The 24,515-nt window shown below is 48.7% G+C and carries 24 protein-coding genes; 9 read left to right on the top strand and 15 right to left on the bottom strand.

The window, feature by feature from the left end; translation table 11 throughout:
- Positions 1 to 34: 34 nt before the first annotated feature.
- Together ACXAGQ_RS23375 and ACXAGQ_RS23370 are read right to left on the bottom strand one after the other, a co-directional pair.
- Complete coding sequence (locus tag ACXAGQ_RS23375; protein WP_475257175.1) at positions 35 to 2,296, bottom strand: right-handed parallel beta-helix repeat-containing protein; 2,262 nt, start codon at positions 2,294 to 2,296, stop codon at positions 35 to 37.
- 363 nt (positions 2,297 to 2,659) lie between these two features.
- Positions 2,660 to 3,826: an oligogalacturonate lyase family protein gene (locus tag ACXAGQ_RS23370; protein WP_475257174.1), complete on the bottom strand. Its 1,167-nt coding sequence runs from the start codon at positions 3,824 to 3,826 to the stop codon at positions 2,660 to 2,662.
- Between the two features lie 375 nt (positions 3,827 to 4,201).
- On the opposite strand from ACXAGQ_RS23370, the gene kduD (ACXAGQ_RS23365) reads away from it, so the two are divergent.
- On the top strand, positions 4,202 to 4,963 hold the full coding sequence (gene kduD, locus ACXAGQ_RS23365; protein ID WP_317522779.1) for a 2-dehydro-3-deoxy-D-gluconate 5-dehydrogenase KduD: 762 nt from the start codon (positions 4,202 to 4,204) through the stop codon (positions 4,961 to 4,963).
- Between the two features lie 189 nt (positions 4,964 to 5,152).
- On the opposite strand, the gene ACXAGQ_RS23360 is transcribed toward kduD (ACXAGQ_RS23365), so the two are convergent.
- Positions 5,153 to 5,476, bottom strand: coding sequence for a cupin domain-containing protein (locus ACXAGQ_RS23360; protein ID WP_281028313.1), 324 nt, complete (start codon positions 5,474 to 5,476; stop codon positions 5,153 to 5,155).
- Positions 5,477 to 5,882: 406 nt separating this feature from the next.
- Between ACXAGQ_RS23360 and ACXAGQ_RS23355 the strand changes: the two genes are divergently transcribed.
- The 4 genes from ACXAGQ_RS23355 to ACXAGQ_RS23340 all read left to right on the top strand — a co-directional run bounded on the left by ACXAGQ_RS23355 (position 5,883) and on the right by ACXAGQ_RS23340 (position 10,659).
- On the top strand, positions 5,883 to 6,521 hold the full coding sequence (locus tag ACXAGQ_RS23355) for an RpiB/LacA/LacB family sugar-phosphate isomerase (RefSeq protein WP_475257172.1): 639 nt from the start codon (positions 5,883 to 5,885) through the stop codon (positions 6,519 to 6,521).
- 198 nt (positions 6,522 to 6,719) lie between these two features.
- A complete protein-coding gene (locus ACXAGQ_RS23350; protein WP_475257171.1) occupies positions 6,720 to 7,658 on the top strand; it encodes a LysR family transcriptional regulator in 939 nt (312 codons plus the stop codon).
- Between the two features lie 122 nt (positions 7,659 to 7,780).
- Positions 7,781 to 9,700, top strand: a complete 1,920-nt coding sequence (locus ACXAGQ_RS23345; protein WP_475257170.1) for a TonB-dependent receptor domain-containing protein — start codon at positions 7,781 to 7,783, stop codon at positions 9,698 to 9,700.
- Between the two features lie 77 nt (positions 9,701 to 9,777).
- Entirely contained in the window at positions 9,778 to 10,659 is an 882-nt protein-coding gene (locus ACXAGQ_RS23340; protein WP_475257169.1) for an alpha/beta hydrolase fold domain-containing protein, read from the top strand.
- A gap of 88 nt (positions 10,660 to 10,747) precedes the next feature.
- Here the strand turns inward: ACXAGQ_RS23340 and ACXAGQ_RS23335 are convergent, their stop codons facing one another.
- Positions 10,748 to 11,257 carry a YgjV family protein gene (locus ACXAGQ_RS23335; RefSeq protein WP_475257168.1) on the bottom strand — a complete coding sequence of 170 codons (510 nt, stop codon included), beginning with the start codon at positions 11,255 to 11,257 and terminating at the stop codon, positions 10,748 to 10,750.
- Between the two features lie 117 nt (positions 11,258 to 11,374).
- The gene (gene kduD, locus ACXAGQ_RS23330; RefSeq protein WP_317522769.1) at positions 11,375 to 12,136 is read right to left on the bottom strand and encodes a 2-dehydro-3-deoxy-D-gluconate 5-dehydrogenase KduD; all 762 of its coding nucleotides are present in this window, start codon (positions 12,134 to 12,136) and stop codon (positions 11,375 to 11,377) included.
- 274 nt (positions 12,137 to 12,410) lie between these two features.
- Here kduD (ACXAGQ_RS23330) and kdgR point away from each other — a divergent pair, with 274 nt between their 5' ends.
- The 3 genes from kdgR to ACXAGQ_RS23315 all read left to right on the top strand — a co-directional run bounded on the left by kdgR (position 12,411) and on the right by ACXAGQ_RS23315 (position 14,849).
- On the top strand, positions 12,411 to 13,190 hold the full coding sequence (gene kdgR, locus ACXAGQ_RS23325) for a DNA-binding transcriptional regulator KdgR (protein ID WP_317522768.1): 780 nt from the start codon (positions 12,411 to 12,413) through the stop codon (positions 13,188 to 13,190).
- An 86-nt stretch (positions 13,191 to 13,276) separates the two neighbouring features.
- Complete coding sequence (gene kdgK, locus ACXAGQ_RS23320; protein WP_475257167.1) at positions 13,277 to 14,215, top strand: 2-dehydro-3-deoxygluconokinase; 939 nt, start codon at positions 13,277 to 13,279, stop codon at positions 14,213 to 14,215.
- Positions 14,216 to 14,225: 10 nt separating this feature from the next.
- Complete coding sequence (locus ACXAGQ_RS23315; protein ID WP_475257165.1) at positions 14,226 to 14,849, top strand: bifunctional 4-hydroxy-2-oxoglutarate aldolase/2-dehydro-3-deoxy-phosphogluconate aldolase; 624 nt, start codon at positions 14,226 to 14,228, stop codon at positions 14,847 to 14,849.
- An 83-nt stretch (positions 14,850 to 14,932) separates the two neighbouring features.
- On the opposite strand, the gene ACXAGQ_RS23310 is transcribed toward ACXAGQ_RS23315, so the two are convergent.
- Both ACXAGQ_RS23310 and ACXAGQ_RS23305 read right to left on the bottom strand, forming a co-directional pair.
- On the bottom strand, positions 14,933 to 15,565 hold the full coding sequence (locus tag ACXAGQ_RS23310; protein WP_475257164.1) for a sugar O-acetyltransferase: 633 nt from the start codon (positions 15,563 to 15,565) through the stop codon (positions 14,933 to 14,935).
- A 44-nt stretch (positions 15,566 to 15,609) separates the two neighbouring features.
- On the bottom strand, positions 15,610 to 15,861 hold the full coding sequence (locus ACXAGQ_RS23305) for a hypothetical protein (protein WP_475257163.1): 252 nt from the start codon (positions 15,859 to 15,861) through the stop codon (positions 15,610 to 15,612).
- Between ACXAGQ_RS23305 and ACXAGQ_RS23300 the strand changes: the two genes are divergently transcribed.
- Positions 15,848 to 16,642, top strand: coding sequence for a substrate-binding periplasmic protein (locus ACXAGQ_RS23300; protein WP_475257161.1), 795 nt, complete (start codon positions 15,848 to 15,850; stop codon positions 16,640 to 16,642). The two genes, ACXAGQ_RS23305 and ACXAGQ_RS23300, sit on opposite strands and share 14 nt — an antisense overlap.
- Before the next feature lie 158 nt (positions 16,643 to 16,800).
- Here the strand turns inward: ACXAGQ_RS23300 and ACXAGQ_RS23295 are convergent, their stop codons facing one another.
- From ACXAGQ_RS23295 to hpaI, 8 genes are all read right to left on the bottom strand, one after another.
- Complete coding sequence (locus ACXAGQ_RS23295; RefSeq protein ID WP_475257160.1) at positions 16,801 to 18,252, bottom strand: NAD-dependent succinate-semialdehyde dehydrogenase; 1,452 nt, start codon at positions 18,250 to 18,252, stop codon at positions 16,801 to 16,803.
- An 11-nt stretch (positions 18,253 to 18,263) separates the two neighbouring features.
- The gene (hpaD, locus tag ACXAGQ_RS23290; RefSeq protein ID WP_475257158.1) at positions 18,264 to 19,121 is read right to left on the bottom strand and encodes a 3,4-dihydroxyphenylacetate 2,3-dioxygenase; all 858 of its coding nucleotides are present in this window, start codon (positions 19,119 to 19,121) and stop codon (positions 18,264 to 18,266) included.
- Between the two features lie 116 nt (positions 19,122 to 19,237).
- The gene (locus ACXAGQ_RS23285; RefSeq protein ID WP_475257157.1) at positions 19,238 to 20,200 is read right to left on the bottom strand and encodes an AEC family transporter; all 963 of its coding nucleotides are present in this window, start codon (positions 20,198 to 20,200) and stop codon (positions 19,238 to 19,240) included.
- A gap of 2 nt (positions 20,201 to 20,202) precedes the next feature.
- Positions 20,203 to 20,595: a 5-carboxymethyl-2-hydroxymuconate Delta-isomerase gene (locus ACXAGQ_RS23280; RefSeq protein ID WP_475244432.1), complete on the bottom strand. Its 393-nt coding sequence runs from the start codon at positions 20,593 to 20,595 to the stop codon at positions 20,203 to 20,205.
- 76 nt (positions 20,596 to 20,671) lie between these two features.
- On the bottom strand, positions 20,672 to 22,192 hold the full coding sequence (gene hpaE / locus ACXAGQ_RS23275) for a 5-carboxymethyl-2-hydroxymuconate semialdehyde dehydrogenase (protein WP_475257156.1): 1,521 nt from the start codon (positions 22,190 to 22,192) through the stop codon (positions 20,672 to 20,674).
- Positions 22,193 to 22,233: 41 nt separating this feature from the next.
- A complete protein-coding gene (locus ACXAGQ_RS23270) occupies positions 22,234 to 23,007 on the bottom strand; it encodes a fumarylacetoacetate hydrolase family protein (RefSeq protein ID WP_475257155.1) in 774 nt (257 codons plus the stop codon).
- Complete coding sequence (locus ACXAGQ_RS23265; RefSeq protein ID WP_475257153.1) at positions 23,004 to 23,654, bottom strand: fumarylacetoacetate hydrolase family protein; 651 nt, start codon at positions 23,652 to 23,654, stop codon at positions 23,004 to 23,006. Before ACXAGQ_RS23265 ends, ACXAGQ_RS23270 begins: the two co-directional genes overlap by 4 nt.
- 25 nt (positions 23,655 to 23,679) lie before the next feature.
- Positions 23,680 to 24,513, bottom strand: a complete 834-nt coding sequence (gene hpaI, locus ACXAGQ_RS23260; RefSeq protein ID WP_475257151.1) for a 4-hydroxy-2-oxoheptanedioate aldolase — start codon at positions 24,511 to 24,513, stop codon at positions 23,680 to 23,682.
- Positions 24,514 to 24,515 lie beyond the last annotated feature (2 nt).

Raw genomic sequence — 24,515 nt, 5'->3', positions numbered from 1 at the left:
GCCTACTGGCTACATTGGGCTCAATCAAGACATATTATTCTTTTCGCGCATCCACAATACTCTTCAAAGCCATGACCGCCTGGTACATTCCATCCTGGGTACCATCATTAATTGCAACGGCTGCTGTAACATCAGCAACGAGTTGAGAGTCAAGCTCGCCACCATCAGGATTTACTGTCTCACCGCCAACAATAAACCAATTACTGCTGCCATTTTCATAGTTAACGACATCATCGTAGTGACTATCTACCGTAAAACGCATTGACAGAATATTGCTAAAATCGCCCTGCTTCAAATCATTACCGTAAGGGTTCTTGCGGATCAATAAGTTGTAACGTGCATTATCAACCACGAGGACATTATCAACCTCTAGTGCACCAGGATTAAAATTATCAGTTATTCCATCCATGTTGTTGTTGTACGAGACACTGTTTTTCAATATATGTGGGACGGCGATCCCCTCTCCTCCCAATTTAAAGCCGTTACCAATAGATCCTACTGGGCGATCAGATGTATTGAATGTTCGTCCATTGTTATAGGCGATGGAATCAATGATAGTCACGACACCGTTGGCACCCTTTTCAGTTTTATTAAACAGATCCCAACCATCATCGATATTACTGTGGGAAATACAGTTAATAAAAATATTGCCGTCACCAACACCAAGCTTGGCAGCAAACCCATCGGCGTCGATCTGGCCTTCATCTTCATTGTTGTAACTCAGTGCATTTTCGACAATATTATGGGCTGGCCACAATGCGCGCCCAATATCGTCCGAAGATATTTGAAAACCAGTATCTGGTGCGCTATGAGTCACAATATCTTTAAAGTGGTTATAACTACCACTCACCTGAGTACGCGCTCCTTCAACCGTTATATTTAGAATATTCCAGTAACTTGCTTTATGGGTAAAAGAGGCATTTTTAAATATAGCCCCCTCTTCCCCCCGAAGTGTCTTTGGTAAATCTGGCGTACCACTTGCTGATACAGGAATTGTAATTGCGCTATACTCACCTGGCTTTAGGATAATTTCCCCGCCCGGCGAAACCAACTCAATCGCTGTTTCTAAATCCAACGGTTTTAACTGACTGCCATCTCCTGTAGGTGAACCCTCAGTACTCACAATAATTGACGATGGGTTGTTAATAGCCACCTTCTCAACAGTAAAATTCTTCGATTGAGGAATTAAGTCAGGCCCTTCCGAAGGGTTAAAAACAAGCTCGAATTGACTGCTGGCCGAGGCAATCGTTGTTGGCATCACAAACATTTCACCGGCAGCAACCGTTTTGCTTCCTAGACGAACTTGGTCTTGGATAACCTCATAGAAACCACCGTAACTGGCACGAGCTTGTACGATATAGTTATCACTGGCTGTTTTCTTGCTTGATGATATATCCCACTTGAGCGCCTTTTCCTCTGCTTTAAATAACGGCGCATCTTCCGTTTCGGCATCAGATAAAGTAAGGCTGACATTGCTCACCGTAATTTTTGCATTGCGGGCAGCAACAAATCCAACGTACTGATAATCGGGATCCATCACCTCAACAATATTGGCATTAGCTCCGCTAACTGTTTCCGAGTAGCTAAAACCATCACCTTCAGCCGTCATTTCAAAGCCTTCATCTATCCGCGAGACGCTCAACGAATAGGTGTATTCTTTACCCCATGGCATCGCTACTTGATACTCGTTTCGAGTCATCCTGGTTCCTGCAGTCCCCCATGGCTGGTACACACCTTCTCGAAATGTTGCGGCTAGTGTTATATTTTCTCTATCACTGGAGTTATGACGACGAATTTCATTTAACACCATATTTGAAGCAGCAGGAAACTCTTCATGCCCTTCCGGTTGGGGATTCGCGCGTGGTGTACCTATGATATCTCGAATCATGATACCGGCACCATCCTGATTATTCGGATTAGCATCTGTTTCGGGACCAAATTGCTCAATCACAATATCAGCACTTAAGGTAAAGTTCTTATCTGTAGGTAGCTGAGTATAGTAATAAGTTAAACCATCGTGCCCGCCAGTAATTTTACCGCCACGGCTTTCAACAGTAAAAACATCAGCTAGGGGGCCCGGTTCAACAGGCTTACCATTTACTGTCACTTCGTTAACGCCTATTTTTTCCGGCAGAACATTAGAACTGAAGTTTAAATCCGTTGACTGACCAAAGGTCACAGCCTGCCAAATAGGCTCCAGAGGCTGACCTGTCTTACTGCCATTGCTACTGTTGCACCCCAAAATAACCAATATTGAACAGCATACAAAACTTAACTTGATAAGATTATGATGCACCTTTTTCTCCATAAATTAAAAGATATCGATAACTGCAGAAATTAGCCTGACAGCCACCTCCGCAAAAAAAACACCAGATCAATATAATTGAAACAATATTCCATTTTAGTGATCTGGGACGAGTAGTAGTTAATCAATCCAGTAAATAAACATTGAAATTACAGCTTTATGAAATAGGATCACAGTTTTCTATAATCGAATTCAATTTATATGAAGAGTTTTCTTGCAGGGAAAGAGTTGTAGAGAAAGGTAGGGCGATGAACAACAAACTCAATCTCGCCTCAAGAACCGTTCATAAAAAAACCCACCGAAGTGGGTTTTTCTTTCGAGCGTCAGAGACACAAAGACGCTCATCCTATGTTATTAAGATCTAAGCTGCTCAGGGATTTCAGCAATATATAAGCTAGGAACCCCCTCGAAGTCACTGGTAAACAACACGCCACTATCATCAGGCGTGAATGAAGGATGAGGGTGAGTGATCTGGCGATCGCCATCTAACACTTCCCAAGAAGTCGAGTGCTTCGCCAGGCGAGTCGACGTTTTGGTCTTGGTGTTCAAGATGTAAAGGAACGGGTCATTCTCGATGTTATAACCATCGCTATCAGCCACATCCACTGGCGCATCACAGCCATCACCGACCATCAAAGAACCATCGAAGTTACTCATCAAGTGTGAACATGGGGGCATCACCATGACTTCTTCATTTTCTAGCGTCACCGGATCGGCTTTGTAAATCACACGATCAGTCTGGCCCTTGAAGTAAGAAACATAGGCCATCGCCGAACCGTCTGGGATCCAGAATTCATGGGTGCAAGATTCGCCCTCGGCATGCTCTTTGATCTTACGGACGTTAGAGCCGTCCTCGTTAACCAGCCACATGCGCGCATCCACAAGATCATGCGGCCCTTCATGGCAGAAACCCACGGTGGAGTCATCAAAAGGACGGTAGATTGGGTGGCCCAGCCACGCATCATCCTGATGAATAACGTCCAGTTCACCCGTCTGGATGTCAACCTTGATCAAGCGGCACGTTGGGTTGGTATGATAGAAGTCTTGGAACTTCTGCCAATCTGTCAGTGGCTTCCAGCACGATTTCAAAATCTCGATACCGACAAGCTTGGTGCAGTCAGAATTAGCCACCCACGTACCGTAACCTTTCCATTCGCTATCAACGGTATAGATAACACTCTCTTCCAGCGTCTCAAGATCCACCTTCATCAGGTGCAACTCATTCTTCACATAAAAGAAGCTTTTCTCATCCGTTGAAATGAAGCCGCCAAACGTATTGTCGCCAGCGCCTTCAGTTAGCTGTGTTGCTTGCTGCTTGTCTAGATCAAGCAAATAGTAGTTACGATTACCATCGAAGTCGCCGGCAAAAAGCAACTTAGTACCATCATTAGTAAAACACTTCTGGTAAAAGTAGTTACGGTGGCAAGTCATACCTTTCGGGGTAAGGCGAGTCACTTTCACCCCAGTATCACTGTCTTCAAAAACCTCAAAGCTCAGGTCGATTACGTTACCTTTTGCCATTCTATTTCTCCGATATTAAATCAGCAGTCAGGCTGGGATAACCTGTAAGCATAGTACGCAGTGGAACACTTACACAGCCCGACCGTCACAATAATCAAAACAATGTTTCAAGTTGATTTGATTATAACCTACCTCGATGGACAAGCACACAAAAAATCAAAACAATGGTTCAATTTAAAGAAAACAAATCAAAAACGTGACCACCCTCAAATTTATGACTTGGCATCACAATTCATTATGACCATAAGTCTCCTGTCAACACATCGCTAAGATCACATAAAATGAAACGCCATTTCTTTTTTATTGAAAAGATAAGTCGAAGTGGTATTATCCTCTCAACCATTACACAAACAGCCATCACCTTGAGGAAAAGGCATGATTCTGAATTCATTTAATCTTGATGATAAAGTAGCCATTGTCACAGGTTGCAACAGAGGGTTAGGTCAGGGCATTGCTGTAGGCCTAGCACAAGCCGGATGTCATATTGTCGGCGTTAGTTCCTCTGGCAGCGTAGAAACGCAGCAGAAAGTCGAAGCTGTTGGTCGCCAGTTTATTGATATCCGAGCCAATTTGATGAAAACCGATGATATCCCGAGTATTGTAGCTGCCACGCTAGAGCACTTCGGTAAGATCGATATTCTGGTCAACAACGCTGGGATCATCCGCCGCGACGACGCGATCAATTTCAGCGAATCCGACTGGGATGATGTCATGGATATCAACCTCAAAACCACGTTTTTCCTCAGTCAGGCCGTTGCCAAACAGTTCATTGCTCAAGGCCATGGCGGCAAGATCATCAATGTCGCATCCATGCTGTCTTTCCAGGGCGGGATCCGCGTACCGTCATACACGGCGTCTAAAAGCGGTGTCATGGGCGTCACCCGTTTGATGGCCAACGAATGGGCAAAGTACAATATCAATGTCAATGCGATCGCACCCGGTTACATGGCCACCGAAAACACCGCTCAACTGCGCAATGACAATAAACGCAACCAGCAAATCCTCGACCGCATCCCTGCTGAACGCTGGGGCAACCCAGAAGATCTAGCCGGCCCAGCCGTTTTCCTTGCTTCTGACGCCGCCAGCTATATTCAAGGCTATACCCTTGCCGTTGACGGTGGGTGGCTGGCTCGTTAATCACAACCAGGAGAAGTTAAACGCGTATCCTTGATGCCTCAACACCGAACGTAAAAAACGTTCGGTGTTTTTTTGCCTACCAAGTAATTCTCTGAACCTAGCAGCTTGAGGTGACAGGAGTATATAGGCAAAAAAAATCCCCGACCTACTCAGAGTTCAGGGATCTTGCATTAATCTTGCTTCGCCAAATTAGCTGATGAAGTCTTTGCGCATTGGCGTGAACGTGTCGATCAGTACACCCGCTTTCAGACAGCGGCAGCCATGAACGATTTCTGGCTCTTTGTACATAGTATCACCCGCTTTCACAATTTTGGTGTCATTGCCGATGGTGAACTCAAACTCGCCAGACAACACGTAAGTCAGCTGCTCGTGCGGGTGGGTATGCAGGGCACCGATCGCACCCTCTTCAAAGTGTACTTCGACGGACATCATGTTGTCGCTGTGGGCTAGGATTTTACGGCTGATCCCTTCACCCAGATCTTCCATCGCAACTTCGTTATTGAATACAAACATTTCTCTACCTTACCTATGTGGCTAAAGTTTCACTTAACACTCGATAGCGACATCTTACACCACCAGTAGAAATATTCAAAATAAATGAAACCATGTTTCACAAAAAAACGCAGCCATTAGCCGCCCACCTCAACAAACACATCTTCACCTCACCACACCGCGTTTAGTCATCCGCAAAAAATGTTTAACAAAACAGAATCTTAATTACCAAGCCTGCATGTCTATAGCTTTTCTTTAGCTTTCTCCGCTATATTTACACCAGAATCCAGCAGCAATAGACCACGGCAACCACGCTCTGCCAACCAGTACCACAAACAAAGAGGTTAATTTTTATTTTTTTGAAAAGGCTTTTCATTTTTCAAGCCATCACATATAATCAGCACATCAACGACAGAGAGATATTGTTATGAAAATCGCACTTATGATGGAAAACAGCCAGGCGCCTAAGAACGCTATGGTTGCAGCTGAACTAAACAACGTTGCAGGTGGCCTTGGCCACGACGTTTTCAACGTTGGCATGAAAGATGAAAACGACCACCACCTAACGTACATCCACCTAGGTATCATGGCGAGCATCCTTCTTAACTCTAAAGCTGTTGATTTCGTTGTAACTGGTTGTGGTACAGGCCAAGGCGCATTGATGTCTAGCAACCTACACCCTGGTGTTGTTTGTGGTTACTGCCTAGAGCCATCTGACGCATTCCTATTCAACCAAATCAACAACGGTAATGCTATCTCTCTAGCATTCGCGAAAGGTTTTGGCTGGGCGGGTGAGCTAAACGTACGCTACATCTTCGAAAAAGCCTTTACTGGCAAGCGTGGCGAAGGTTACCCAATTGAGCGTGCGGCTCCTCAGCAAGCAAACGCTGCAATCCTTAACGACGTAAAAGCGGCTGTATCTAAAGATGTCGTAGAAGGTCTGCGCGCTATCGACCAAGAGCTAGTTAAAACAGCAGTTGGCAGCAAGCAGTTCCAAGAGTGCTTCTTCGCAAGCTGCCAAGACGAAACGATCAAAGACTACGTACTGTCTGTACTAGAGAAGTAATATTACTGTAGCCAGTTAACATTACGGTTATGGAATTTGAAAAGGCTCCGAGCATGCTCGGAGCCTTTGTCGTCTTGGACTATTGATTTTCAGGCACTCTTATAAACTGTAGATAAGAAAGTGAAGTTTAGGTTACTATCCCTACCTGCAAGGAAAGCCTCCTATACTCACAACGCCATATTACTTTAGAGTCGAAGCATGGATTTATCCCAAGTCGATATCAACTCACTACTAATCCTAAAACACTTGCTCGAAGAAAAGCATGTCTCTAACACTGCTCACGGGATGAACATTAGCCAATCTTCAGTAAGCCGTGCATTACAAAAGATGCGCGTTTTTTTCTCTGACGAATTGTTGGTAAGAACCAATACCGGCTATGAGCTCACCCCCAAAGCAGAGAGTATCAAGCAAGATATCAACTTGGTGATTAATAGCCTTGAAATGCTGGTTCACAAACAGTCTTTTAAGCCACAAAACGATACGAGTACAGTGCGCTTTTTTGGGCTTCAACCTCAAGTTAATACGCTAATGCCGAGCGTTATTAATGCGATCCGTCAACGAGCACCGCATATGGTGGTAAGTGTCGATACCACAGCTCAAAGGCACTTTGAAGCGCTTATATCTGGTGATGTACATTTTGTCTTATCTTCCCATCAGCCTGAATATTCAGATCAAAACCTCTATCGCATGGCAGTGGCCAGTCGGGGATTCAAACTACTGATGGGCCGAGAGCACCCTCTTGCTGATGAAACACTGACTGCAGATAAGTTACTAAACTGCCACTTTGGCCAAATCTCATTGCAGGGAGAAAAAACCCTGTCTTTTGAGCATAAATTTATTGAGCTCGGTCTGGTAGATAAGAAAAACCGTTTGTCTATACCTGTACAGTTAAGCCATTTCAGCTCAGCTCCTAATATCGCCGCTGCAACCGATATAATATTCCATCTTCCTACACCTTATGCACTAGAAGCGTGCCGCGATGAGAGGTTAACGGTAAAAGAAGTGCCCGAAGAGTTGAAGCTGCATTTCGAATCTGTATATCTCTATTGGCATAAGCGGTTCCATGATGATCCAATGTGTAAATGGATCCGAGCGGTTTTCAAAGAGTTATTCACCGCAGAGCACACTACAGCCTGACCCCCACTATTCAATATAGGGATAGTGGCATTCGGGCTACTAAATACTGTTCTTGTTGCGACTGATTGTCATTACCTATTTAATTGATAACGATTATCAATTAAAGCCAGAACATAGTATTTATGCCGTCTATTCCTTTCGCTCGTCACCCTTTGGCAATGCTTGCCTGTGGGTTAGGTACCGCTCTATCAACCCCTATCCTAGCTCAGGACACTTCAACAACCCCAGATACCAGCGTAATGGAAACCATGGTCGTTACCGCAGCTGGCTACGAGCAATCAGTAACAGATGCCCCAGCATCTATCAGTGTCATCAGCCGCGAGCAGATCGAGAACCGCTCTTACAAAGATCTCACCGATGCTCTGCGTGACCAATCCGGCGTAGTCGTAACAGGTGGCGGGTCTCGCCAAGAGATATCACTTCGCGGTATGCCCTCAGAATACACGGCAATCCTTGTCGATGGCCGCAAGCAATCAGGCCGTGAAACCCAAGTCAGTAGCGGAGGGGGTTTTGAGCAGGATTGGCTACCACCTCTGAATGCCATAGAACGTATCGAAATTGTACGTGGCCCGATGTCAACACTATACGGCTCTGATGCCATTGGTGGTGTGATCAACATTATTACCCGCAAGGATTATCAAGAGTGGCATGGCAGCCTGCGGGCTGAAGCGACGCTTCAAGAGAATTCCCAATCAGGTAACCACTACCAAGGTGAACTTTACTTAGCGGGCCCCTTGATTGACGGATTACTGAGCGCTTCTCTGACAGGCCTATACCAAGAGCGCAAAGAAGATGACATTCTCTATGCTAACGGTGGCAAGCAACTAGACAACTACCGCGCTTCAATACATTTAACGCCGACGACAGAAGATACGTTTACGGTTGACTACACCTACCACGACCAAGAACGCGTGAATACCTCTGGCAAATCGAGGCCATCCACCGCTGAAACACAAAACAGGCGTGAGTCTTTCGGTTTGGCCCATTCAGGTAACTACAACTGGGGCTCTGGCTCTTCTTACATCAGCCAAGAAATAGTTGAGAACGTCGGCCGCAAGCTTGAGGTAGAAAATACCAACCTCAACAGCCAATGGTCATTGCCTCTTAGCAATCACTACCTCACCATCGGGGTGGCGTATGAGAAACAAGAGCTCGACAATGCGTCGTTTATCTTCAAGAACTCCCAATGGTCGGTTTTCGCTGAAAACGAATGGTATATGACAGACTCATTCGCCCTTACAGCAGGCCTTCGCTACGACGATAACGATCAATTCAGCTCCCATTTCAGCCCTCGTTTGTATGGGGTGTGGATGGTTGACTATAACTGGACAGTAAAAGGTGGTGTTTCAACCGGATATCGTGCACCGAGCCTGACAGAAATGGAAGAAGGCTGGGTTCAAGAAAGCTGTAGCGGTAGCTGCTATGTCTACGGCAATTCGGACTTGAAACCAGAAACGTCAGTTAATACCGAAATGGGTATTTACTTCGCCGGCAACGATAGCCTTAGCTCTAGCGTGACCGTGTTCTACAACGATTTCAAAGACAAAATCGAGAAAGTGAATATTGATAGTGGTTGTACCGGCCGAGCCTGTGACGCCACCTATGCCAATATTGAAGATGCGATTACCTACGGTGCAGAAACCGCAGTTTCAAGAGATATTACCGATACGGTCAACGTCGCCGCCACCTATACCTATACCTACAGTGAGAAGCAGTCTGGTGAAGATAAAGGCCAACCATTAACACAAATGCCTGAACACCTTGTATCAGTGAATACAAACTGGATGGTCAACGATACTGTCAATTCCTGGCTGCGTGTTTCCTACCGCAGTGACGAAAATGACACGATCACCAAAGATTCAAGAAATAACCTTGCCCCAGCGATCACCTATGTTGATTTTGGCGGCAGCTGGCAGGTCAATAATAACGTGAAGCTAATGGCAGGCATCTACAACTTGTTTGACCAAGAGACCACTTACGATGAGTACGGATATGTAGAAGATGGTCGTCGATACTGGGTCGGCCTCGAGACGACATTCTAACTATAATAGTCAACACTTTATTGGTACGGCCCCTGTTTGCACAGTCAGGGGCTTTGCCAATTACGGAAAAAGACACAATGAAGAAACTATTAAAACTGGTTTTACTCTCAGCCCTCGGGCTTGCCTGCTTCACGGCAAGTGCAAGCTACACCCTTGAGAAAGATATCGTTTTCAAGCAACTCGATGATAAAGCGCTAAAGCTTGATTTATACATGCCAGAGGCAACAACGGATACCAAACGGCCTCTGCTGATTTGGGTACACGGAGGTGCTTGGAAGCGAGGAAGTAAGGATGATATCCCCTTAAAAAACCCTTTGCTGCTCAACTCAATGATCGGCGAAGGCTATGCACTGGCGGCGGTTAGTTACCGGTTAAGTGGTGAAGCCAGCTTCCCGGCTCCAGTGTCTGATATCAATGATGCGATCAACTACCTTCATCAACATGCTGATAGATACAACCTGGCTGCTGATAACCTGATCGTAATGGGTCGTTCTGCCGGTGGCCACCTTGCCAATTTAATTGGTGCAACAAATACCCATGGTGATATCGACTTCTACGAAAAACCCAATTATAAGGTCAATGCTGTAGTGAGCTTCTTTGGTCCAACGGATTTGCTAGCACTTGGCAATAAGGGCAACCGACCAACGACAGAGCGCGCATCGGTTTCCCGTTTCCTTGGCACGATCCCAAGTCATGATCCTGAACTGGCAAAGCAAGCATCGCCAACAAGCTACATCAACGAAGAGTCGCCGGCTTTTATCATGTTGCATGGCGACTTGGACAAACAAGTCCCTTTAGAACAAAGTATAATGATGAAAACATTGTTGGATGAGCATGGCATTGATAACCAACTATACATCGAAGAAGGAGTCGGCCACAGCGCCCCTATATTTGATACACAGAAGTATGTGCCAAGCGTCGTTGCATTTGTAAAGAAACATCTACCGTCAGCAAACTAACCCATCTCAACCTCAGCACAGCACATGAAGTCGTCATCACTACTTCATGTGCTCCAACAGACCCCTAATACGTAAAGACAAAAAGTAGCTACGCAACCGCTACCCGTTGCTGGCGATATAGTCTCAGCATAGTTATGACATTCACACTCAGTAATGTGGCTTCAAGCAAGGTGCCGCCAATCGAGCCCACCACGATATTGTTGCTGAGCCAGCACAAAGCCCCAGCCAAGAACGCCAGACGCATCTTTATACCTTCGAGGCAGAATAGCGCGTAGGTGCCGATACAGGCTCCTGCGATGGGGAGTAAATCCAGCCACTGCTCCGCTAGGTAGAAGCCAACCGCTAAGTTACAGCCAATAAAGAAATAGGCGAGCAGCTTGGATTGAAACTTGACCGACAAGGCGGTACGGAAAGCCGAAAGCAGCGCGCTGAAACCTGCGGTAACGGCACCGAGCAAGAAAAAGTGAACCATGTGGTTGATGTTGAATACCACCATCACCACTTTTAGCTTCTTATCATCTTTTTGGTAAAACGCCGCAATTCCCAAGGCGAAACTGACAAAGCCCAGCGCCTGGGCCAAAGATATTTCACCGAACAATGTCCAGCCCTCTCTTAGTCATAAAACACAAAGTTAGTCATCAAAAAACATTGCTTATCAAATACGAAAAAACGGCCGCCCCCGTACAGGTGCAGCCGCTATCAGATACCGTTGAAATTAGCGAGCTAGCCAGCCGCCATCTACAGCCAGTGTGTAGCCGTTTACGTATGAAGCCGCATCAGAGGCTAGGAATACACACGGTCCTGCTAGATCTGAAGGCTCACCCCAGCGATCCGCTGGAATGCGCTCTAGGATTTCAGCATTACGGTTCTCGTCAGCACGTAGCTGAGCCGTATTGTTGGTCGCCATGTAGCCTGGTGCAATCGCGTTCACGTTGATGTTGTGCTTCGCCCACTCGTTAGCCATCAGACGAGTTACGCCCATTACACCGCTCTTAGACGCAGTGTATGAAGGTACGCGGATACCGCCCTGGAATGAAAGCATAGATGCAATATTTACAATCTTGCCACCGTGACCCTGAGCAATGAACTGCTTAGCAACAGCCTGAGACATGAAGAACACAGACTTGATGTTGATGTTCATAACATCATCCCAGTCAGATTCGCTGAAGTTGATCGCATCTTCACGACGAATGATCCCGGCGTTGTTTACCAGAATATCGATTTTGCCGAATTTTGTAACGGCTTGATCAACGATGCTTGCGATGTCATCCGTCTTCATCAGGTTAGCGCGGATATCAAGGAACTCACGACCAGTCTCTTTGATTTTTTCAATCGTTTCAGTTGGTTCAACAATGTTAACACCCACGATGTTACAACCAGCTTGAGCCAAACCCAATGCCATACCCTGACCAAGACCGGTGTCACAGCCTGTTACGATGGCAACCTTACCTTCTAGGTTGAATGTATTCAAAATCATGTCGTTTCCTCGATGTGTGTCCGCGGTCGTCAGACCCCGAACAAGAAATTGGTGTTCCCGTTGATGTGGTGCAACTATAGCAACACCGAAAACCCACATCAAGTTTTTTGAAAAGCCGTTTTATTTTTAAATCATCAGAGTTGACGCACATCACAAAAATGGGGGCATTCCGCGCTGATTCATATTTTATGAAAAAGGTTTTTATAAAAATAGATACAAAAAATGTTAAGTCGTATAATGGTGACAAAACGAATTAGATAGAAAGGAATTTTTGATGGAGTCAACAAAACAACCTGAAGCCGTCTCATCGGTGATGAAGGTGTTCGGGATCCTACAAGCGCTTGGCGAACAAAAAGAAATTGGTGTCACTGAACTATCGCAGCGCCTGATGATGTCAAAGAGCACTGTATATCGCTTTTTGCAGACAATGAAAATGCTCGGGTATGTATCTCAAGAAGGCGAAACTGATAAGTATGCCCTGACGCTAAAACTGTTCGAACTGGGTGCCACTTCGCTTGAGCATGTTGATCTCATCGATTTGTGCGATAAAGAGATGCAACTTATCTCACAGCAAACCAACGAAGCCCTTCACCTTGGCGCGCTGGATGAAAATGCCATCATTTATATCCATAAAATAGACTCCGGCTACAACCTGCGTATGCAATCGCGCATTGGTCGCCGCAACCCGCTCTACAGTACCGCTATCGGCAAAGTTCTGCTGGCCTACCGTAGTGAAGAGTTCACCCGAAACGCCCTGAAAGATGTTAATTTTATCAAGCACACCGATAAGACCCTTGAGAACATCGACCAACTCCTGAGCGAATTGAAAACAGTCAAAGAGCAAGCATTCGCTGAAGATAACGAAGAGCAGGAGCCCGGCCTACGCTGTTTGGCGGCACCGGTCTTTGACCGCTTCGGCAATGTCATTGCCGGACTGTCAATTTCGTTGCCAACTATTCGTTTCGATGAAAAACGCAAGTCCTACTATGTCGAACTGCTGCAAAATGCCAGCCGAAAAGTCTCGGAACAGCTTGGATTTCACAATTACCCATAAAAAATAGAAACGCAATTTCATTTTTATTGACTTGCGTATTTTTATTGTTGAAAATACCCTCAGTAACCAATATTGAGGGTTTTTTTATGTCTTTAAAACATGTCGCTGTGATCGGAGAGTGTATGGTCGAGCTACAGCGCAAGGGCGAGCTCATCAAACAGAGTTTTGGTGGTGATACGCTCAATACCGCACTCTACCTTTCCCGTCTCACCCATCAATATGGTGTTGAGACAAGCTATGTGACCGGCCTAGGTACTGACAGCTTCAGCCGCGACATGCTTGACGCCTGGCAACAAGAACACATCAATACTGAGTTTGTTTTCCAGTTGGAAGAGAAGAACCCAGGTTTGTACCTGATTGAAACTGACAATACCGGCGAGCGCACCTTCCATTACTGGCGCAACGATGCAGCGGCACGTTACTGGCTGGATAATATCGACACCCAAGCCTTGATCGAAAAGCTCAGCCGTTTTGAAATGATTTATCTGAGCGGGATCAGCCTGGCGATCTTGCCTGAGACAGCCCTCGAGCGTCTTTTCGAAGTGCTCAAAGCCTGCAAAGCCCAAGGCAGCAAGATTGTTTTCGACAATAACTACCGCCCTCGCCTATGGCAAAGTGCCGACATCGCCGCCAAGCACTACCAAACTATGCTATCGCTGACCGATATCGCCCTACTGACCTTTGATGATGAAATCATGCTCTATGGCGAGCACTCTGTAGAAGACTGTATCGCCCGCACCCAGCAAAATGGCGTAGGTGAAATCGTGATCAAGCGCGGTGCCGAAGACTGCCTAGTGGTCACAGCCGAAGGTTGCACGTCAGTGGCCGCCACCAAAGTCGACAATGTTGTCGATACTACAGCGGCGGGCGACTCTTTCAGCGCAGGTTACTTGGCAACACGCCTTACCGGTGGTAATACAGAACAAGCGGCAAAGAATGCCCATCTATTAGCGAGTACCGTGATCCAGCATCAGGGTGCCATTATTCCAGCCACAGCAATGCCTGTGTTATTCAATTCGAATTAAGGAAGACATCATGACAACGTTAAATGCTCGTATGGCCGAGCTGAAAGTTATCCCTGTAATTGCTATCAAAGATGCAGATAAAGCAGTAAAACTGGCTCAGGTACTGTCTGAGAACGGCCTGCCTTGCGCCGAGGTAACTTTCCGTACAGAAGCGGCGGCGCAAGCTATCCGCAACATGCGTGATGCCTTCCCTGAGATGCTCATTGGTGCAGGTACTGTGCTGAATGCTGAGCAAGTTGACCAAGCTATCGATGCCGGTGTTGATTTCATCGTGAGCCCAGGCTTCAACCCAACTACCGTGAAATACTGTCAGCAGCGTGAAATGCCAATCATCCCTGGCGTGAACAACCCAAGCATGGTTGAGCAGGCGATGGAACTGGGTCTTGATACCCTGAAGTTCTTCCCGGCGGAGCCTTCAGGCGGTGTGAACATGCTAAAAGCAATGACTGCCGTTTACCCAGTTAGCTTCATGCCTACTGGCGGCGTGAGCCCAAGCAATGTTAAAGATTACCTATCAGTGAAATCTGTTTTCGCTTGTGGCGGTACGTGGATGGTTCCGGGTAACCTGATTGAAGAAGAGCGCTGGGACGAACTGGCTGTGCTAGTCAAAGAAGTGGCGAACGTCGTTGCTTAAGTCCAATTGGCTAAAAAACATTTAAAAAGGCAGTGGTTTTCCACTGCCTTTTTTATTCACGGTCGCTTTCTGAAACGGCCGCCTTACGGCTCGATCAAGGCTCTGACTTCCGCGCTAAACTGGCGCTCTTTGAAGTAACACTGCCTGTCTCGCTCACCAATTTCCCGCATCACTTTACAAGGGTTGCCCACCGCAACCACATTGGCCGGGATATCTTTGGTCACCACACTGCCTGCGCCAATCACGCTGTTGTCACCAATGGTCACGCCCGGCAATACCACCGAATTAGCGCCAATCCACACATTGTTGCCAATGGTGACAGGCATGTTGAACTGCCCGACTTTCTTTCGCAAAGAAGGCTCAATCGGATGGCCTGCAGTAGCAATGGTAACGTTAGGCGCAATCATGACATAGTCACCAATCCGGATAGTGGTGTCATCAACCAGGGTAAGATTAAAGTTGGCATACACTTGCTTACCAACATGGGTGTGCCTACCCCAGTTAGCCCGCAGCGGCGGCTCAAAATTACAATCTTCGCCCATTTCGGCGAAGAAGCTTTGCAGTATTTCTTCGCGCTTTTTCACCTCTGACGGGCGGGTTTGGTTATAGTCATACAACAACTCAAGGCACTGGGTCTGTTCATCGACCAGCGCCTGCTCATTCGAAAAATAAACTTCGCCGTTATGCATTTTTTTCTGAATTTCTTCTAGTGACATGATGGGCTCTCAAAGCGGGCTCGAATATACAAAGATATAGATAACTATGCTGTTGGCTGGAGTTTGCCATTTTTGCCTTTTGCTTCAATTGCATTGGTCACACATATGAATAAACCTTTGCAAAATACCCAATCAATCGCAGTAATGTCTGTCGCCAAAATAGCAAACACGGGAGGCAAAACTGTCCGAATTTGCAACAACAGCAGTCTATGACCAGCAGGTTTTTCCTCTGCTGTTACACTTGAAAGACCCTTGTCATTTTGCTGCCTGAGGTCTTTCACAATGATCAATGCCAAACCAAAGCCTCGCTATCTGATCCCCTTGCGGCTGGCTATTTACAGTGCAGTCCTATTTGCCGTTGTCCACCTTCACGCCGAGCAGGGCAAACTGACTGTAGCCATATCCACAGATATGCCTCCTTATGTCATGGGCAATGGTAGTGAAGGGCTCGAAGTAGATATTGTCAGGCAAGCACTGGAAGGATACGAGCTCGAATTTGTCCAAATGCCACTGAGTGATGTGCAAAATGCTGTCCAGGACAAAAAAGCCGATGTCGCGATTGGTGTGTTGGTCGATGGCGGTGAGATTTACTATTCCGACCACCTTGTTACCTTCGTTAACTTCGCCATCAGCAAGAAAAATGATGCGCTTGCGATTGATACTATCGATGATCTCAAAACTCACCCGGTACTGACCTGGCAGAACGCCTACCTTGAACTGGGTGACGAATTCAAAACGCTTTTCTCACCGGGCTCCGAATACCGTTCCAACTACCATGAGTTCGGCGATCAAGCCGACCAAGTGGCCCAGTTCTGGAAAGCTGACAAGCAAGTCATTGTTATCGACCGTAGTATTTTCGAATTCTTCAGCAAGGCAATGAAGCAATCTATCGACAATGTCGAATACCACAGCCTGTTCCCACCAGTGACGGAATTCAAAGCCAGCTTCAAAGACAAGGCGGTCAAAGATGCATTCAACAAAAAACTCAAGGAAATGTGCCAAAGTGGCGCTTATATAAAGCTGCTAGAAATGTATGACGTCGAGCTGGAAAGAACGGTATGTGAAAAAATTAACTAATAAAAATAATCACGCTATCCAACAAGCTTGATTCTTTACATCAAATTAAGACCCATACAAAAACACCACGGACAGTCACCTGTTCGTGGTGTTGTTAATTCAGAGGTTGACTCACAGCAAGAGCAGCTCACCGCTTTCGAGCAAGATGTAATACATAACTATTCCAACCCTCCCATAAACAGATATTTCATCTCTAGGTAGTCTTCCATACCATGGCGGGAGCCTTCGCGGCCAAGGCCGGACTCTTTAACCCCGCCGAAAGGTGCTGCTGCCGTGGAAATCAAGCCTTCATTGATACCGACCATGCCGCTTTCCAGCGCGTCGCCGACCCGCCAGGCACGGCCTAGTGAACGTGTATAGAGGTAAGCAGCCAAACCAGAGTCGGTATTGTTGGCACGCTCAACCACTTCTTGTTCTGATTTAAAGCGGAATAACGGCGCCAGCGGCCCAAAGGTTTCTTCGCTCGCCACCAGCATCTCGTCAGTCACATCGACCATGACATGCGGTTGGACAAACTGCCCCTTTTGTTCGGCGAGATTGCCGCACAGCACTTTCGCGCCTTTGGCGAGGGCATCATCAATATGGGTACGCACTTTCTCAACCGCGCCGCTATTGATCATCGGGCCGATTTCAACCCCTTCGGCAAAGCCATCACCGACATTGAGGTTAGCAACACGAGCAGCCAGCTTTTCGGCAAACTCATCATAGACTGCATCATGAACGAAGATGCGATTAGCACAAACGCAGGTCTGGCCGGCATTGCGGAACTTGGCAATCATAGCGCCATCAACCGCAGCGTCGATATCGGCATCGTCAAAGACAATAAACGGCGCATTGCCACCAAGCTCCAGCCCCATTTTCTTAATAGAGGCTGCCGACTGACTCATCAAAATCTTGCCAACATTAGTCGAGCCGGTGAAAGAGACTTTGCGCACCTTCTTGTGCGCGGTCAGCACGCCACCGATAGCCACCGCATCGCCGGTGATCACATTGAGCAACCCGGCAGGTAAACCCGCCTGCTGTGCTAATTCCGCCAATGCCAAGGCAGTAAACGGGGTTTCCGGTGCCGGTTTTAGTATCACCGCGCAACCTGCGGCAAAGGCCGGCGCGCACTTGCGGGTGATCATCGCGGCAGGGAAGTTCCAAGGGGTAATAGCCGCGACCACACCGATCGGCTCTTTGGTCACCACGATTTTGCCATCGGTTTTATGGCTCGGGATCACCTCACCATAGGCGCGCTTGGCTTCTTCGCTGTACCACAGCACAAAGCTGGCGGCATAGGCGATTTCTCCCTTGGCTTCGGCAAAAGGCTTGCCTTGCTCGGTAGTTAGTATCTTCGCCAAGTCCTCGGTATTTTCAACAATCAAATCATACCAACGACGTAGGATCACCGAGCGGTGATCGGCCGTGGTCTGCTTCCACTGTTCGAACGCCTGCTGGGCGATATCGACACACTGCGCAGCCTCTTTCTCGCCCATGTAAGGCACATGGCCGATCACTTCTTGGGTTGATGGGTTGGTAATCGCCGTTGTCTTACCGTCTAGGGCGTTAGTCCATTCACCGCCAATATAACCTTGCTGTTTGAACAGCGCCGTTTTATTCAAATCCATCTGCTCCCCCATTATTCCGTCACCTCAAACAACACATTGACCTGCCCGGTGCCGGAGCTCGGGAAGTACTCGGTAATGATTTCCGCCTTACCCTCATACTTGTCCCAGCCTAACGCGCCAAACAACATCGCGGTATCATGCATCCCCCCTTCCCCGGAACACAACGCCGCGTAGTCAGGCAACATCTCCAAGAAGGTTTTGTAGTCGCGGCTCTGCCACAGATCCAACACCCTCAAATCAACCTGTCGGTTAAACTCTTTGGAAATGGTGAAGGTGCCATTGTTGGCGGCATAGTCATCGTTATCCCAGATGCGGTGGGACAGAGAGCCCGAGGCCAGCAGCATGACCCGGCTGTCACTCTCTTCAATCGCTTCGCGGATCGCTTCACCAAGAAGGCGGGATGACTCAATGCTGTGTACCGAGCACCATGCCGCAACCGATACCACCTTGAAATGGCTGTCCTCGTTCATGTAGCGCATCGGTACCAAGGTGCCGTATTCAAGATCCAACGACTCGACTTGGTGAGAAAGAGTAAAGACGCCTTTATCGGTCGCCTTATCCGCAATACGATTGCCGAGCTCGGCATTACCGTAGTATTGGTATTCCAGATTCTGGATGAAATGCGGGAATTCGTGGCTGGTGTAGTTACCTTTGAATTGTTCATTGGCATTGACGTGATAACCTGCATTGACCAGCCAGTGGGTATCGAGCACCACAATAGTATCGACATCAAGATCCTTGGCGAGCTGGGCAATCTGCTTGTGTCCATCAATGGCCGCCTTGCGGCAACCGTGCAGCTTACCCGGCTGCTCGGACATAATCATGGTCGGTACGTGAGTAATTTTTGCTGCAACACAGAGTTTGCCCATAATAAATTCCTTTTCTCAATCACATCCTGCCAGATAGCGGACGTCAGTTTCAGTTATTGGATTTCAGGTATTAGATTTCAGGTATTGGTTTCAGGTATTAGGCTTCAGGTATTTAGTTAAAACAGTAACAGAGTCAGGGTAGTAAACGCGCTCACCGTCAGCATACCCAACAAGGTGGTCGGCAACAGTACCGCCGAGCACAAGCCCCCCATCTGGTAACGCTGACCGATCACGGCATACACGCCGAACATCGGCACACTGGCCAAAATCACCCCGACCGAACTCATCATCGGATCAAGCTGGAACACCAGCATTAGCATGACCAAAATCGACAGAGGGTGGATCAGCAGCTTGGCAATCATCACGGTACCTATCTCCCGCTTCATCCCCGACACACTCACACCAACCAAGCCGCCACCAATCGTGAACAGCGCCACGCCAGTTACAGTACTAGCGAGCATATCAATGATGCGCTCAGCCGCCTGTGGTGGGTGCAGTGACATCGCCGAGCACGCCAGACCCAAGACAATCGACAGTACAATCGGGTTCTTTGCCAGATTCAGTGCGGTTTCCTTCATTTTCCCCTTGAGGTTGGTACCGCTGTCGTTATCCGCCATATCGGCCAAACCCAGCAGCAAAGGCAGCATGATCAGGTTCTCGACAATCAAGGTCAGGGAGAAAGGGATCAACGCCGGGGTATCAAACAGGAAAAAAATGATCGGAAAGCCAATAAGCAAGCTATTGGAGAAACTCCCGCCAAGCCCGAGCACCACACTCTCTACCGTTGTCCGGCGCAACATCCATACGGCATAGATAAATACCAGGCCGAATGCCACCAGCGACCCCAGGGTGTAAGCCAGGATATAGTCGGTATGCCACACCTCCCCGAGGGATTTGGTGCTCAAGGCGCTAAAGATGGCAGCCGGCAAGCCGAAATTGAACACAAAGGCTGCCAGCGCCTTGTGTCCGTTCTGCGGCAAGATCCCGCGGCGGAACGCGAGATAGCCCAGCCCGATCATCAGGAACACTGGCATGATGGTGGAGAAGACATACTGGAAGTGCGCCCAAGCCTGTCCCATGGCTACTGTCCTTGCTTCGCCAGTTTCTGGTGAATATTGTTTTTGCGGTAATTGAGCACCGGATGCAGCTCGGTCATCTCAAAACCGACACTCAAATAGCGCTTTTCAAAGGTCGGGGCAAGAAATTGGGTAAACACCTCGAACACCCGGTCGGCGGCTGCCTTCAAGGTCTCTATATCCCGCCCGACACCCACTTTGGCGGTCAAATGAATAAAGCTATTTTCTGGGTCTTCGTCGGCGATCAGTACATGATCACAACGGATTGCCCGGGTACGGATCCCGCCTTTGGGGAACACGCCAGTGTCAATGGCCTCGCGGTGGATCACTCGCATCAAGGCAGGAATATCAACGTCTTGCTCCAGATTCGCTGAGTATTCCATGATGAAATGAGGCATTTTCCTTCTCCTCTAGCTCAAGGGCCCCGGCACCTAGCCAGGCAGAGGTACCCTTATCAGCGGTTTACCTAGCCGCTTACTTACCTAAAGAAGGCACGTTATGGGTATCGTGGGCAATGCAGATGTTTTTGGTTTCCATATAGAAATCAAAGCTCCAGTCACCACCATCACGGCCGACACCCGACATTTTCACCCCACCAAACGGCGACGGCAGGTTGCGGTTGTTTTCCGAGTTCACCCAGATCATCCCCGCTTCCACATGGGTCGCCATACGCATTGCCCGGCCGGTATCGCGGGTCCAGATATAGCCTGACAGGCCATAATCGGTATCATTGGCAATATGCAGCGCCTGCTCTTCCGTGTCGAACTCGATAGCCGTCAGCACCGGGCCAAAAATTTCTTCCTTGGCCACACGCATGGTGTTGTCCGCTTCGGTAAACAAGGTCGGCGTCAGGTAGTTACCGTTACCTAACTCAGGCAGTGCGCGACCACCAACAGCGATCGTTGCCCCGTCCTGTTCGGCAAAATCCATGTAGCTCAATACCTTGTTGTAATGAGATTGGTGTACCAGCGGGCCGACTTCGGTTTGCGGATCCAGCGGGTGGCCGACTTGCAGGTTCTCGACACGCTGCTTGAGGGCTTCGATGAATTTTGGCTTGATACCAGATTGGATCAGCAAGCGGCTGGAGCTGGTGCAACGCTGGCCATTGAGGCTGTAAATCATAAAGACCACCGCATCCAGTGCACGCTCGAAATCAGCATCGTCAAACACAATAACCGGGTTCTTGCCGCCCAGCTCAAAGTGCACACGCTTGAGTGTCGGTGCACCTTGGGCCTGGATCATCGAACCGGTGACGGTCTCGCCAACAAACGCGACGGCTTTGATCGCCTTGTGTTCGGTCAGTGCCTTGCCTGCCACCTCACCGAAACCATTGACCATATTCCACACACCGGCTGGCAAGCCAGCTTCTTCGGCACACTCGGCCAAAATGGCCGCAGTCAATGGGCTGAACTCCGCCGGTTTGTGAACCACGGTACAGCCGGCCGCCAGCGCTGGGGCAATCTTCCAGGTCGAAAGCATGAATGGGGTATTCCACGGCGTGATCACGCCTACAGGGCCAATCGGGGTACGGATGGTGTAGTTGGTATGGTTGTCTTGGTGCAATGACAGGCCATTTTTCGCCTCAGGCGATTTATCAGCAAAGAAGCGGAAGTTAGCCGCACCACGTACCGCGGCCTGGCGCATAAAGCGCAGCGGCTGGCCGCAGTCCATGGATTCAACCAACGCGATTTCCTCGGCGCGCTCTTCGATTTTATCGGCCAGCCTGTGCAGGATCTTGCGGCGCTCGGCACCGGAGATCGCCGCCCACTCAGTAAACGCTTTCTCGGCAGCCAAACAGGCTTGGTTAACATCTTCTGCCGAGCCTTTGACCACTTTGCCCAGCGAGGTATTGTCGGTTGGGGTCAGGTTATCAAACGTCTCCCCTTCCGAGCCCAGTGTCCATTCACCATTGATATAGTGGCCCAGGGTTTGATTCTGAAAGCGCGCCAAATAGCTGTTGGCCTTGTTGATATTGGTATCGAGTTGCTGAGTCATAGTTTTCTTCCCTAAATCTTTTAATTGGAATGGGTAACAGGCTAGTCAGTCAGTTCGCCGTAGAAGGCTTTCTCTGACAGCACTGGGTTTTCCAGCGTGCCGATCCCCTCAATTGAGCAGCTCACCACATCACCCGGCTGGATATCCTTCAGCCCTTTCGGTGTACCGGTGGCAATCAGATCCCCTTCGTTTAGCGTCATAAAGCTGCTGAGGTACTCAATCAAAAACGGAATATCGAAAATCATATCGGCAGTCGTACCCTGCTGGGTCAGCTCACCATTCACCCGGGTTTCCAGTGCCAGATTGCTCACATCGGCGATATCGTCCGTGTCGACAATCCAAGGGCCGATAGGGCATAGGGAATCGCGGCTCTTCACCCTTAGGTTCGGGCGGTAGTAGTTCTCAAGGTAATCACGGATTGCATAGTCGTTGCAGATGGTATAGCCCGCGACATACTCCAGCGCTTCTTCGCGCTTGATGTTCTTACCGCTTTTGCCAATAACAGCCACCAGCTCACATTCATAATGCATGAACTCGATATCGTCCGGGCGGTAGGAAGGCTGCTGATGACCCGTCAGGGTATTGCCGCCCTTTAGGAATACCAACGGCTCTTTCGGTGGCTCAAACGCCAGCTCCGAAGCATGGTCGGCATAGTTCAGCCCAAGGGCAAAAATCGTCCCCGGGTTCTCCACCGGACATAACCATTTCACTGCTTGGGAAGGCAGTACCTCGCCACTTGCCGTTACCAGTTCGCCTTTAAAATTGACGATGACATCCAACACTTTTCCTTTGTATTCCACTCTGGCGCGCTTCATGCGTACTGGCCTCCCACTGTGTTTTGTAAACTGATTGACTGGCCCAGGCTTGATGACACCTTGTCATAGGGCTGTAATGCAATACGCTCACCAGCAAAGCCGACAGCGATGATATCGCCGGCTTCCAATGTCATGATGTGAGAAATTCGCTCCAGCAATGCCGGGACGTCCCAGTAGAGGCGGGAGATAGGCAGTTGCTGTGCTGGCTGGCCATTGACCATGGTTGTGACCACCAAATCTGATAGCTCGCCGACATCGGAAAGGGTGACGGGGGATGACAAGGTTGCCGAGCCATCCAAACACTTGCCCTTGATATCCGGACGGTAGTAACTGGTTTCCGGCAAAGAGAAGTCATGCAGCAGGGCGACACCTTCGACATACTCCAGCGCCTGTTGCTCAGACACTCGGCAGCAAGTCTGGCCGATAATGACCGCCAGGCTGGCGCCAACCACAAACTCATCGCTATCAGCTGGCCATGCGACCGCTTCAGATTCGTTGTTCCAAGTATTCCTTGGTTTGAAATACAGCACAGGCTGTGTTGGTGGTGCCTTGTAAGGCGGTTCATTGAATGCTTCCGCCATGACTTGGCGTTGCTCGCTGTCATTGAGCGCGACACACACCACTTTGCCTTTAAACATCTTTTCCATCATCTTCCTTTCAACCCCGCGATTCTTAATACACGTTGGCAACAGCAGCCGCTTCGGTCTTGATATTGGTGTCGCTGTCGCTGTCCTTATCTTTCAATTTTTTTGCTAGCCCTTCTGCGCCCTGACGCAACAACAAGGTGTCTACCCCAGCACCGATGAACTTCACCCCTTGTTCGACATATCCTTTGGCCAGGGTCGGGTTCAGTGACAAGATCCCCACCGCTTTACCCGCGCGGTTGATCACCTCAATGGCATGGTCAATAGCGGCGACGACATCCGGATGCCCCGGGTTGCCGATATGCCCCATCGAGCCGCTAAGATCCGACGGCCCGATAAAGACGCCATCAATCCCCTCGACGGCGGCAATCGCCTCAATATTCTCAATCGCCTCGGCCGTTTCTACCTGCACCAGCAGACAGATCTCTTCATTGGCCTGGTGCAAGTAGTTAGGGATCCGGTTCCACTGTGATGCCCTTGCCAAGGCGCTGCCGATACCGCGCTGTCCTATAGGGGGGTAATACACCGACTGCACCGCCTGTTTGGCTTGTTCAGCGTCGTTAACCATAGGCACCAACAAGGTCTGGGCACCGATATCCAACAAACGTTTTAGCAGTGTCGGATTACCGTCTTCAGCCCGTACAATGGCCGACGTCGGATGTGGCGCCAGCGCCTGCAGGTGATATTTGATCCCAGTTAGGTCGAACGAGGCATGCTCGCCATCGATCAATACCCAGTCGAATCCACTGCCGCCGCAAATTTCCGCGCAGCTGGTATCGGGCAGACCAAGCCACAGCCCCCATAACGGTGCCTCTTGGGTGAGGGCTTGCTTGAATACGTTTGTAGGTAGTTGATGAGTCATTA

It is taken from the genome of Photobacterium sp. ABD4_091 (assembly GCF_056160145.1).
The sequence above is the reverse complement of the archived record's forward strand: the minus strand, read 5'-3'. Positions and strand labels throughout refer to the sequence as shown.